The organism is Niastella populi, from assembly GCF_002078015.1.
In the GTDB taxonomy this organism is placed as follows: Bacteria; Bacteroidota; Bacteroidia; order Chitinophagales; family Chitinophagaceae; genus Niastella; species Niastella populi.
The window spans coordinates 169,881-183,157 of the sequence record NZ_LWBP01000067.1 but is presented as its reverse complement, the minus strand read 5'-3'; the positions used below and the strand labels follow the sequence as shown (position 1 = coordinate 183,157).

Below are 13,277 nucleotides of genomic sequence, written 5' to 3'. Positions count from 1 at the left end.
GTGCCACGCTTTTAAAGTGTGGCACACGTCTTTTGATAATGAGAAACTTCCTGATCATAACATCCGTTTTTTACAGCGTAATGGGGTTTGCACAACATGCAGACCCCATTAATGCTGTTGTATACTTCAGTATTGGCGGGGCTATAGCAAAAGATAAAAAGGCTACACAATTGAACCTGCGCGATCAGCAGCTGTTTTCGGTAAATGACAGTATAAAACAGCTGACCCACCTGCGTTTTGTAAACCTGATGCGCAATAACCTCGAGCAATGGGACGATGACCTGTTCCAGCTTAAGGAATTGAAAGGGTTGAATATCCGTGAGAATAAATTAAAACAGCTGCCCGGCCAGATAGCGAAATGGCGCCGGTTGGAAGCGCTCGATATGGCCGCGAATTCCTTTGCAAAGATCCCGGCAGCTATAGGTAAACTCACCGCGCTCAGGTATTTGCATGCCTCGCTCAATGTGCTGGTTTCGGTTGATGAGGCCATTGGCCATTGTAAACAACTGGAAGTGCTTGAACTGCAAAATAACCAGTTGAGCCGGCTGCCCGCGGCTATTGGTGAACTGAAAAAGCTGCGGGTATTGAAGATCGGGTATAACCAGTTCAATGAATTCGATACGGTTTGGGAGGGGCTCGATTCACTGCAGGAGTTGCATGTTGAGTTTAATTATTTAAAACAGCTGCCGGAAGGAATTGGAAAACTGAAGAACCTGAAATCGTTGATCGTTACCGGCAACCGGCTCTATTCGTTACCCCAATCGCTGAGTGATTTACATAATTTACAATTGCTGATCGTTACGGGAAATAATATCAGTCATTTACCCGCTGATCTTAGCAGGCTGAAAAACCTGAAAACGCTTATCGCCCTGAACAACCCCATAGGCGCCGGGGAGAAAAGAAGGATCAGGAATGCATTGCCCGGTTGCCAGGTGTATTTTGATAAGGACTGAGATCATTCAGGCGTGCGTGAATGGGTTTCAATGAGATGGTTACATGGTCGGTTATCATAAACCGGTGGTTAAAACACTGAATTTGATCCTTTTTTGAGGAATGAAAAGGAAGGTTTTGTTCCCCGCCTTTTTTGACGCAATTTTGCACCCGAATGGTGCAGATAGGAAACATACAACTCCCCGATTTTCCGTTGCTGCTTGCGCCCATGGAGGATGTAAGCGACCCGCCTTTCAGGGTGGTGTGCAAAGCCAATGGAGCCGACCTGGTATTTACAGAATTCATTTCAAGCGAAGGATTGATCCGCGACGCCATCCGGTGCCGCAGAAAGCTCGATATCTTCGATGAAGAACGTCCTACGGGCATTCAGCTTTTTGGCGGTGATGAAGCCCGTTTGGCGCTGGCAGCCAAAATAGTAGATGTTACGCAACCGGAACTGCTCGACATTAATTTCGGCTGCCCGGTTAAAGGCATTGTTGCCCAGGGCGCCGGCTCGGGTGTGTTGCGGGATATTTCATTGATGGTGCGGTTGACGGAAGCCTGTGTACGTTCAACCAATCTTCCGGTAACTGTAAAAACGCGGTTGGGTTGGGACGATGATTCAAAGAATATTGAAGAAGTGGCCGAACGACTGCAGGATGTTGGCATCAAAGCGCTCACCATTCATGGCCGTACCCGCTGCCAGTTATACAAAGGCGAGGCCGACTGGAGCCTTATTGCCAAAGTAAAGAACAACCCGCGTATACATATTCCCATCTTCGGTAACGGTGATATCAACAGCGCGCAAAAGGCGCTGGAGTACAAAAACCGGTATGGCGTTGATGGCATAATGGTAGGCCGTGCCGCCATCGGTTATCCCTGGATCTTCCGCGAAATACGTCATTATTATAACACCGGCGAACAGTTGCCTGCGCCAACCGTTGCCGAACGCGTGGCGGTATGTAAAGAGCAGTTGCGCAAATCGCTGCAATGGAAAGGCCCCGTTGCCGGTGTATATTCCATGCGCAAGCAATATTTTCAATATCTTAAAGGATTACCCGGCATAAAAGACTTCCGCACACAACTGGTTACTTCAACAGAACCGGAGATCATCGATGCGGTGCTCGATCAGATCCTGCAGCGTTACGATGGTTTTGAAATGGAAAGGGCACCTATCGAACTGGTGAACTATCATGAGAATTGTCCGTTGTAAAGGCTTCTTTGGATAGGATCCTCAATATATTTATTAGACCAATATCAACACATATGGCGCATAATCTTAAATTCCCTACCTTGCGCCCGTTATCGGTCCCCGGTATTACCTACCGGGGTTAAAAGGGAACCCGGTGTAAATCCGGGGCTGTCCCGCAGCTGTAAAAGGCTTCACGTATGTGAAACGGCTTGTACTACAATGCCACTGTTCTTCCGGAAATTATGCGAAGAATGGGAAGGTGAACAAGCCGGGCCTTAAGCCAGAAGACCTGCCATAACAATATATTTCGCGGCTTTCGTGGAAAAAAGCTGGTGAAAACAATTGATTCTTTGCAGGCGCAAACACTCCTCTTGTTTTTACATTTTTTCCTATTCGTTTACACGCAACTATTACCATTCAACCTTTATCCTGTTGCATTCCCTTTTACCAGGGGCTGAAAAAATATTGCTATTGATTTATTGTACATGCGCTTCAATGCCGTTGTACCGGCATTGCCTGCACTATACTGTAATAAACAGCCAACGGCCAATTACCATCAATGCTTTAAAATATGCGCAGAGGCGTTCTTATATATAATTTACTGTTCCTGGCTGTAGTGTTCAACTACCGCGCTTCCGCGCAAACGGGCGATAGTACGAAACTGTTGAATAAAGTAACCGTGTCGGCCCTGAAAAAGAAAAACAACTTCACCGCGGCAACACCGCTGCAATCACTGAACAGTGAAACGCTGCAGCAGTTGAACGCGCCTTCCGTTGGCGATGCCGCCCGTTATTTCAGTGGGGTACAGGTAAAGGATTATGGCGGGGTGGGGGGATTGAAAACCGTATCCGTGCGCAGCCTCGGCGCCGCGCATACGGGAATATTGTACGATGGTATTCCGGCATCGGATGTGCAGAGCGGCCAGATAGACCTCAGCAGGTATTCCACCACGTTTGTTCAATCGCTTGATCTGCAACAGGCGCAACTGCGCCAGTTGTTGCAACCTGCAAGGGCATACAGTTATGGCGCTGTGCTGGCCATCAATACGCCTGTAATGTATGTGAATACGTTTGCCGGGAAACAATGGCGGGCCGGACTTAAAGCGGGTTCCTTCGGTTTGTGGCAGCCGTATGGCGGCGTTCAGTTACCACTGGCCAGGAATATGAGCGTGAACATCAGTTCGGAAGCTGTTTTCTCCAAAGGCGATTACCCGTTCACTATAGAGAACGGTCCCGATTCGGAAAAGAGCAGGAGGCAAAATGCCGGTATGCGTTCATTGCAGGGCGAGATCAACGTGGCGAAATTATTTGATGACAGCGCTGTGCTGCAGGTAAAATTATTTGGCTACCATTCAAACCGGGGACTGCCCGGGACGGTTATATTTTATAACGACCGCTCCGTTCAGCATCTCTGGAATAAGGACCTGTATTTTCAAACCCGGTATCGCAGATCGCTGGGTAAACATACCGGCTTTCTTACGGCCGGGCGGTATAGTAACAACTATACCCGCTATACCGATCCCGATTATCTCAACAACCAGGGCGGGCTCGATAACCGGTATACGCAACGGGAAGCCTATGCAGCAACGGCCATCGATCATAAAATAGACGATCGCATCACTATAGCTGCTTCTTCAGATGTGTCTTATGCCTGGCTTTCATCGAATATGCCTGCTTTTGTACAGCCCACCCGCTGGAGTTTCTGGAACAATATGTCACTTCAATTCAATGGGCGCCTGTGGCAATTGACCGGTTCATTACTGCTGTCGACTGTAAACGATAAAACAACAACCGGCACAGCCGCCGCCACAATTAATAAATTAACACCATCCATAACCGGCAACCTGCGGTTGGGTGAGCGCAGTCCGTTCATGATGCGCCTGTTCTATAAACATGTATTCCGCATGCCTACCTTCAACGATCTGTATTATAACATGATCGGCAATACTTCCTTACGGCCTGAATATGCGCGCCAGTATAATGCAGGCCTGGTATTCTCGAAGCAGTTTAGCGATGCCTTAAAACATTTGACCATTGGCATCGATGGTTATTACAACCTGGTAAATGATAAGATCGTAGCCGTTCCCAATAAGAACCTGTTCTCGTGGACGATGCTCAACCTTGGCAGGGTTGATATAAAGGGTATGGATGTTACGGCCGAGTTGAGCGGGCAAATAACCGGCGCCGTAAGCTGGTTCTCGCGTATCGCCTATACGTATCAACGGGCCATCGATATCACCAATCCCGCTTCCGTATATTATAAGAACACCATTCCTTATACACCCGATCATTCGGGTTCGGGTTTGTTCAGTTTGCAATACGGCCGGTGGAGCGGGGGCTACAGCCTGTTGTTCTCTTCAACCCGGTATACCATCGGGGAGAATAATCCATTCAATATGCTCGATGGCTGGGGTACGCAGGATGCGTTTTTGTCGTGGGCCAAAAATATGAAAGCCTTCCGCATGCAGATCAAAGCATCGATAGATAACCTGTTGAATAAACAGTATGATGTAGTGCGGTATTTTCCAATGCCAGGCCGTTCATTTAAGATCAGTTTACAACTTAACAATCTATAATCAACTAAAATGAGAAAGTTTCGGTTCCTTTTACCCCTTGTAGCAATAATGGCTGGTATGGCTTCCTGTAACAAGGATGATGTTGCAAAAGAAGTTCCGGTAGTAACAACCGGTGTATATGTGCTGAGCGAAGGCCTGTTCAATAACAACAATACCACGCTCACTTATTATGACCTGGGCACGGGTACTGCTGTTACCGATTATTATGCCAATGTGAATGGGGCCGGCCTTGGCGATACCGGGAACGATCTGCTGCTGTACGGCGGTAAAATGTATATTGTTATGAATGCTTCCAGCAATGTGCGGGTAATGGATGCGGTTACCGCAAAGAGCATTAAAGAAATAAAATTTGAAACACCGGGTGGCGCCAAACGCCTGCCGAGGTATGTTGTGGCGTATAAAAACAAAATACTGGTGTCGGCCTGGGATAATTCGGTAGCAGTTATCGATACCGCTACGCTTGAAATAGAAAAGAACATTGCCGTGGGCGCCAACCCCGAGCAAATGGTAGTTTCAGGCGACAAATTGTTTGTAACAAATTCAGGTGGTATAACGCCCGGTCATGATTCAACCATTTCTGTTGTAGACCTGAATACATTGACCGAGTTGCGGAAAATAACAGTGGGCCTTAATCCTAACTGCATAACGGCCGACAGCGCCAATAATGTTTATGTGGGTTGCACCGGTGATTATGCCGCCGTAGGGCCAAAACTGGTTAAAGTAAACACCCTCACAAATACAGTGGTAAAATCTGCGGATACGGCTGTTGGTAAGATCCGTTATTTCGACGGAAAGTTATATGCCACCGGCGGTTACCTTGGTTCTGCTTACATCCGCGCATTGAATACCGCAGATTTTTCTGCCATGGGCGCCAATTTTGTAACCGATGGAACACAGATCACCATGGCATACGGACTTAACGTAGACGATACCTCTGGCGATATATGGGTTACAGATGCCAAAGACTATGTTTCTTCGGGTGAAGTTTTTTGTTTCGACAAAGGGGGTAAAAAGAAATTCAGCTTTAAAGTAACACCTGGTTTGAATCCCAATACGGTTGCGTTCATCAGGAAGTAGGAAACAGTCGTTATGAAGATGTGCCACACTTCGAAAGTGCGGCACATCTGGTGTGGCACATCTGGTGCGGCACATCTTTTACAAATCAGTTTTCCTGCAAATTGATATTGACGCGAAGGGCCTTCAATCCGCTCACGCCCTGCAATTCTTCCAGCTCGAGGTATTCCATGCCCGGTAACAACAGGTTCTTGCTTTGCAGGAACATAACGTATTCCTGGTACTCCTGTGCTTCTTTGGGATTACTGTACACCATGGCGATCTTGCCGGGTTGGGTGAGCCGCTCATTGGTGCCGCGGATATTCACTTTATCAAGCCGTTTCTTCATGATCTCGTAGCGGATGTTGTAAGAACCTTCCACATCAAAACGCCGTTCATCTTTCCGGAAGCTGATGCTTATAGGCTGGCTATGGATCAATATCAGCTGCGTGGTTTGTAACGGCACCGCCAGGTTGGGGATCAATGCGTGGGTGATACGGGCGATCTCTGCCATAGAACTTAACTGCCATAACCTGATATTCTTCAGGTAAAGCATGTTGAACGGGCTGTTTGGCGCAATGGATTGCCCGATGTAAATAGTATATTCAACGCCATCGGTTTTGTATTTTTCAAAATAATGCGGATAAGACTGCTGCATTATCTCTTCCTGTTTTTCAAAGCTCTGCAATACCGTATTGTTGATGGTAGTGAGCGTGTGTTCATATTCGTTTCGGTTGCGGTACAGGTAACCTTCCGCGTCGTTCACCATATTGAAATAATTGCTGATGATCTGCTGCGCCTGTGGGTTGCTGGTTTGCAAATGTGAAAGCACGGGATCGGCTTCTTTTTCGAAGAATTCGTTGATGCGTACTTCATCTTCAGTCGCCAGCCCGTTTTCAATGGCCTGCCTGAAAGTGAAATTCTTAAACTTCAAACCTTCCAGTAACGGAAGCTTCAGGAGGCTTTGCAATTTATCGAGCACCTCATCAACCAGGTTGATATGTTCCTTCAGGTCTTTTTGAATAGCGCGGCTTCTTTCAACAGATGAATTCCGGATGTCCACAGCGCCGTACAACGGGTATACATTATCAAAGACTACATTGCCTGTAACATTCGGCTCTTCGTTATTTTCATTGTGCATGTATTCCCAGGCCACTTCGGCAAATTTCCATTCAACGGCCGGTTGCAATGGCGTGAATTTTTCCTTTATGATCTTTTCAATGCGGTTATTGAACGTGTCGCGGTTCTTCAATAAAGCCAGCGACAGCAGCGGCATGGCAGGTTCTATGCGGTTCATTACATCCTGGTTCAACTGGCTGGGAATGGGCGAGCCCAGTTCCAGCGCGCCCAGTAAACCATCGTTGTTCTGAATGGGGTAAATTATATAACTTTTTAGTCCCTCGTCTAATAACGGCTTTGTGAACGGCGCTACTTCCAGCATTTTTTCATCCAGCACCGAAAGCGGCATGGCTTCGGGGTGTGCGCTGAAGTAATCGACACACATCTGGTAGCTGGCTACGTCTTCAGGATTGGCGGCTTTCCAGTTTTTGCCCAGTATACCATGCCTGGTGCAGTTCTCGTCCATCACAAAGCGGCCGTTGAGTTGCATGAATGGCGTAAGCCCCACTTGTACTTCATTTAGCCCAATGAGGCCATGGATGCTGTTCTTCAGGCTTTGAATTACGTTCAGGTTGCAGTCGTGGTGCTGCAGCAGTATTTTTTTTATGGAGTCGAGCGATTCCTGGGTGGTGAAGTCCTCAGCGATCCAAACTCCAAAGCCTTCCACCTCAAAAAGATCGAGCGGCATTTTTGCCAGTTGCTGATCGAGGTCAAGAATTCGCAGGGAGTTAAGGCAAACGGCGCAATCCTGGATCTGGGGCAGGGTGCCTTTCAGGGTGATATCGATAAAACGCCGGTCGTACCGTAATTTGTAAAAACGCTTCATACCGGTGGCTTTATCCGTTACCGGGTAAACCAGGTGGGGGTCTTCATTCAGTTTGATGTTATAGAATTTCGCCAGTACATGCTCATACATCAGTGAGCACTGGGCTTGTTTAAGATGTTCGTGCGATACATTTTCAGGTAACAGGAAATGCCCGCCGGTTTCATCGATAAACAGTTTTTTAAATGGCGTAGAATAATTGAACACCGAGAACTCGTACGGCACGCCCATGGTGAACACATTTTTTCCTTCTTCACTTACTACGGGGAACAGGGTAGTGCCCAGCATTTCAAGCAGGTCGTGGTTTTCTTCCAGCACATGTTCATCTGTTACGGGTTCCAGCAAAGCCGGCGATTCTTCAAACTTTTCAATAAGGTAATTATAGATGCCCGACCGTGAATCGGAGCTGTCGTGTATTTTATCTTTTAAATAATTTACAAAGGGACGAAACGAGATCTTGCTATCGATAGATAAACAGTTATCTGAACTATTTATATTGGCGGCAAGTATTTTCAAATTATTGGCGGGCCTAATGGCAGGTGCTATCATTTCCGACATGGCGCAGTATTTTCGTGTGAGTAAAATAAATTGAGCGGTCTATAAAGTTAGTAATAAACTAAGGTTTATAGACAATGTATTTTACTGCTTACTGGCCAAACGTTAAACCACCCTTCCCATAAAAGGATCGGTCTTTGTTGCCTTGCCGGTCTCCACCCGGCCGGCATACCTGCGCTCAAAATGCTGATTGCCTTTTAGTTTGACGGAAAAGTCGTACCAGCCGTAGCTTTTAGCGGTATTGACGTTTATCGACCTTCTTATTTTCGCTTTTCCTGCCGGAATGGTTATGGTTTGCGCGGGTGTTTTATACGCATTGTCTGTTATTTCAAGCACAACGGCCCGGGTGCCTGCATTCGTGAACCGCAGGATAATATTACCGGTGAGCAGGTCTTTGCGCAGGGCATCAGTTTCATAAACACAATCGATGTTTACCGGCGCATCGTCTTTTGTACCCGTGAGTTCCCTGAAGAACCCATTAGGACCATACACCTGCAAATGATAATGGCTGTTTTCAAAATCGCTCAGTTGCCAGCCCGATTTCACATCGTGCCCGGCTTCAACGGCAAAGGCCCAATTCTGATGCACCTGTTGCTGGTATTTGCCCGGGGCGTAAATATGAAATGGTGAACCGGCTGCATTTTGTTTAAATACGTTATTGCCTGCTTTTAGCGTGATGTTGATGGTTGAGCCGTTGGCCGACAACATGCCATCGGCATATAATTCATAAGGCAGGGCGCAGGCGTTGCGAATGCCTTTTTCCTGCTGCGGCATTTGTGGCGATTGCCAGGGCGCTTTATTGATGGCGGCAATTTCTTCTGCCGTAAGCTTTTTATAGTTCGATGGCACCTGTTTGAACTGCGCTTTATGGATGCTTTCTATAAGCTCATCTCTTTCGAGGAATGGGGGCAGTGTAATCTTTTCTCCATTGTACGGTCTGAATACAGAGGTAAGGTCACCACAAACGGTACGGCGCCATTTCGAGATGTTGGGTTCTTCTATTTTCTTTCCTGTCTTATGCGACAGAAATGCTTCCAGGAAACGCAGAGAGGAAGTATGATCAAACACTTCTGAGTTTACCCAGCCGCCGCGGCTCCAGGGCGATGCTATCACCATGGGTACACGGTAGCCGAGGCCGATGGAACTTTCGCGGGCCAGTTCTTTTATCGATTGCTGGTCCCTGGCAACATATTCAACACCGGTATCGATTCCGGCCGAAGTTAAGCCGGTTGATGCTTTGTCGGGATGCGGGGCAACAAACGGCGGCACGTGATCATAGTAGCCGTCGTTTTCATCATAGGTGAGAACGAAGATGGTTTTTTTCCATACCTCGGGGTTTTGGGTGAGAATATCCAGTACCTCGCTGATGTACCACACACCAAACCAGGCAGACGACGGATGGTCGGAAAAGTTTTCGGGTGCTATGATATACGAAACGGTGGGCAGCTTTCCATTTTTTACATCATCCCTGAACTGGTGCAGCACATCGCCTTTAGGCGCTTTTGTTTGCCGTTCGGTATCGCCGTCTTTATACGTAATTGTCGTTAGCTCATGATAGTGGGGATCGTTCTTATTGGTCTCGAAAGCTTTTTCGTGCAGGTTCTTTTCCCGCGTGGAAAGGCGTTCGTAGTTTTCCGCGGTATATTTCTTTTGATCTGCCTCCAGCATGGCGAGGTGCGCTTTCATTTGCTCAAGCCTTTTCTGCTGTTTGTCACTGCCGGTTGAACCGTTTGTAGAAGCGGTGAGCTGTTCCTGTTTTTTGATCTGTTCGGTAAGCTGTGCTATGGCCTTCGGCAGATTGTTCCGGTACGCGGGATGGAATTTTACATTGTATTGCGAAAAGAATTCCAGCGGGTTATCGGTGAAATTGGCCAGCCAGCTGTCTTCTTCGCCTTCAAACCCAACGCCAACGCTAATTTCGTTCTGGTACACCTTCCATGAAACGCCGGCTTCTTCGAGCCGCTCGGGAAAGGTACCCCAGCTTACCATGGTATCATAATCCGCATCATTATTCCAAACGTTGGCCTGTACGTTTGCATCAGGTTTTTCGCGAATGGTACCGCTCCAGAAGTACAAACGGTTGGGGGTGGTGCCGGTAAGGGATGAACAAAAGTGCTGATCGCAAACGGTAAAGGCGTCGGCCAGTGCATAATAAAACGGGATGTCTTCGCGGTTATGAAAACCGAGGGTCAGCGGCATGGCGCGGTAATCTTTATTCCCTGAATGTTTGGCATCGAGCCATTTATCGTAATGGCCGTTGTTGCGGGCGTCAACCTGGTCGGCCCAGGAGTGGGGGAGGGAGCTCATCCAGGTAGCCTTTGTATTGTGAATATCGAGGCGGAAGGGCGCATAAGTTTCGCCTTCTTTATTTGTTTGCAGCCAAACGAGGTTGTTGTTGGGCTGGCGGATTGCCCGCGGATCATTAAAACCCCGCACACCCTGCAGGGCGCCAAAGGCATGATCGAACGACCGGTTCTCCTGCATCAGGAATACCACATGTTCAGCATCTTTCCAGGTGGTTCCGGCATCGGGGTCAATGGCCAGCGCTTTGGCAATAGCGGGTGGTAATAACTGCATTAAACCGGCGGCGCCCGAAAGCACGGTGGCTTTTTTGAGAAATTCTCTACGTGTATCCATGATGTGGTATTATATTAAAAAGTCGCGATAAAAGTAACGGATTAACCTTTCTGATCTTTTGAATGTATGAAAAATTAAACAGATGTTAATAAAGGGTAACGGTGAGAAAGAATTGTTGCACAGTATTTGTAAAATATAAACTCAGCAGTCACTTATAAGATATTTTTGAAAAACACATCCAGGAACACCAGGACTATACAATCTTTTAAAACTGCTTAACCTGCATACCCTTCTCCGCATTTATTCAGTATCGAATAATCCCCTCCCGCCGGCCTGATAGCCTGGTCTTCCGCAAATTCGTTAGCCTATGAAAGGGATTTTTACCTTATTCGTATCAGTCTTCCTATTGCCATATCCCTGGGCACAACCGGTGAATGGTCAATGGTCAATGGTGAATTCCAAAACGGGAACCACCAACCATCAGCAACAAACCACAAACTACAAACAAGCCGCAGGCTCCTGTCCCGCCAATATTGATTTTGAAGCCGGCGCATTGGATAACTGGAAATGTTATGTTGGTTCCACTTCGGTGGAGAACAACGATAATGCGATAACTGTAACTCCTTCCAGCCCGGTCACAGGCAGGCATACCCTATATGCAAAGGGTGCCGCTACCGACGTCGATCCTTACGGTTTATTCCCTGTGAACCCGCCCGATGGCAGTGGTTTTGCCATGCGGCTGGGTAATAATGTAAAAGGGGGTGAAGCGGAACGCATCACCTATCAGTTCACCGTACCGGCCGATGCGAAAAATGCGTCATTTACGTATCGGTACGCCGTGGTTTTCCAGGATCCCGGCCACAATAAGAATGAACAACCGCGCTTCATTGCCCGCATGAAAGATGTGCAAACCAGTCAATACCTTCCCTGCGCTTCCAACGAATATATTGCCACCGCGGCCTTACCGGGATTTAAGATATCTCCGGTTGATGGTTCGGTTAAGTACAAGAGCTGGTCATCGGTTTTCATTAATGTAGGGGCCTATGCCGGAAGAACCCTGGAACTGGAGTTCACGACTGCCGATTGTACCCTGGGCGGGCATTGGGGCTACGCCTACGTTGATGTGGGTGACTGCGATGTGACGGCCATGGCGCATTATGAATGTAATCCCAATATCGCCAGCTTTACAGGTCCGCCGGGTTTCCAGGAATACCGGTGGTACGATGGCAATTTCAGTACGTTGCTGGGCTCGGGTGAAAACCTGGTGCTCGATCCCGCACCAAAGATCAATACTATAAATGTGATCGTTATCCCATACAGCGGTTTTGGTTGCAGCGATACCTTACAGGCATTTATTTATCCCATTCTGCCGCTGGCCAATGCCGGTCCCGATACGGTGATCTGTCCTGAACATCCCATAACCATTGGCACGCCTGCCGCCAGCGGTTTTACCTACAAATGGTTTCCCGCCGATTTTTTGTCAGACTCCCAGGTGGCCCAGCCGGTGGGTACGCCACCCAAACCAGCTACCTATGTGGTTACGGTTACCAGCATCGAAAGCGGGTGTATTGACAAAGACACCATGAACATCACCGTTTTTCAACCGATAGATGTAACGGTTTCACCCGATCAAAGTATGTGTGAGGGACAAACTGTGAACCTGCAGGCGGGGGGAACGGCGAGGCTATATACCTGGTCGCCGGCGCAGGGGTTGAACCGCGCCAATATTGCTAACCCGGTAGCAGCACCGAAAACAACCACTACCTACCAGGTGGTGGGGTTCGACGGGCATTCATGTTTTACAGATACAGCTTTGATAAAAGTGGTGGTAAATCCCAAACCGCGGGTTGATGTAGGGCCTGATGTAACCATGGCAACCGGCAGCACCTATAATTTCGCGCCTTCCACGCAGAACGGGCCCATCGTTACATGGCAATGGTCGCCATCAAATGATCTCAGCTGCACCAATTGTTCAACGCCTGTTGCTGCAGTTACAAGGAACACAACGTATCGTGCTACGGTTACCAATGAATTTGGGTGTGTGGGCGCCGACTCCATGAACATAAAGACCTTTTGTTTGAATACGCAGGTGTTTATCCCGAATGCCTTTTCGCCCGATGCCGATGGCGTGAATGATGTTTTTATGGTTCGCGGTAAAGGCATTGCACAGGTTCGTTCGTTCAGGGTATTTTCACGCTGGGGCGAACTGGTGTTTGAGAAGAAAAACTTTCAGCCTAATGATCCTGCCTTTGGCTGGGATGGGCGCGTACGCGGTAAAACAGGACCTTCGGAAGTATATGTGTATATAGCCGATGTGATCTGTGAGAATGATCTTATAAATACCTATAAAGGAAATGTTACCCTGCTGAAATAATGCGGAACGCTCAACGCGGAACGCGGAAGGCAGTGCAGCCTGGCAAGTCGGAAAAAACCAATGAACTGAACAATTCATT

The 13,277-nt window shown here is 47.9% G+C and carries 7 protein-coding genes and 1 riboswitch; of the genes, 5 read left to right on the top strand and 2 right to left on the bottom strand.

The features are described from left to right. Window positions 1-38: 38 nt before the first annotated feature. From A4R26_RS08135 to A4R26_RS08120, 4 genes are all read left to right on the top strand, one after another. Window positions 39-953 (top strand): leucine-rich repeat domain-containing protein, encoded by a 915-nt coding sequence (locus A4R26_RS08135; protein WP_081163295.1) that lies wholly within the window; start codon window positions 39-41, stop codon window positions 951-953. 152 nt (window positions 954-1,105) lie between these two features. Continuing rightward, window positions 1,106-2,143: a tRNA dihydrouridine synthase DusB gene (dusB, locus tag A4R26_RS08130; protein ID WP_081163294.1), complete on the top strand. Its 1,038-nt coding sequence runs from the start codon at window positions 1,106-1,108 to the stop codon at window positions 2,141-2,143. Between the two features lie 75 nt (window positions 2,144-2,218). Beyond that, a riboswitch (cobalamin riboswitch) is annotated at window positions 2,219-2,433 on the top strand. A gap of 260 nt (window positions 2,434-2,693) precedes the next feature. After that, window positions 2,694-4,697, top strand: coding sequence for a TonB-dependent receptor plug domain-containing protein (locus A4R26_RS08125; RefSeq protein WP_081163293.1), 2,004 nt, complete (start codon window positions 2,694-2,696; stop codon window positions 4,695-4,697). Window positions 4,698-4,706: 9 nt separating this feature from the next. Next, complete coding sequence (locus A4R26_RS08120) at window positions 4,707-5,774, top strand: YncE family protein (protein WP_081163292.1); 1,068 nt, start codon at window positions 4,707-4,709, stop codon at window positions 5,772-5,774. A gap of 85 nt (window positions 5,775-5,859) precedes the next feature. On the opposite strand, the gene A4R26_RS08115 is transcribed toward A4R26_RS08120, so the two are convergent. After that, window positions 5,860-8,250: a hypothetical protein gene (locus A4R26_RS08115; RefSeq protein ID WP_081163291.1), complete on the bottom strand. Its 2,391-nt coding sequence runs from the start codon at window positions 8,248-8,250 to the stop codon at window positions 5,860-5,862. 102 nt (window positions 8,251-8,352) lie between these two features. Then, on the bottom strand, window positions 8,353-10,884 hold the full coding sequence (locus tag A4R26_RS08110; protein ID WP_081163290.1) for a phosphocholine-specific phospholipase C: 2,532 nt from the start codon (window positions 10,882-10,884) through the stop codon (window positions 8,353-8,355). A gap of 307 nt (window positions 10,885-11,191) precedes the next feature. Between A4R26_RS08110 and A4R26_RS08105 the strand changes: the two genes are divergently transcribed. Continuing rightward, window positions 11,192-13,198, top strand: coding sequence for a T9SS type B sorting domain-containing protein (locus tag A4R26_RS08105; protein ID WP_081163289.1), 2,007 nt, complete (start codon window positions 11,192-11,194; stop codon window positions 13,196-13,198). The last annotated feature ends 79 nt before the right edge of the window (window positions 13,199-13,277 follow it).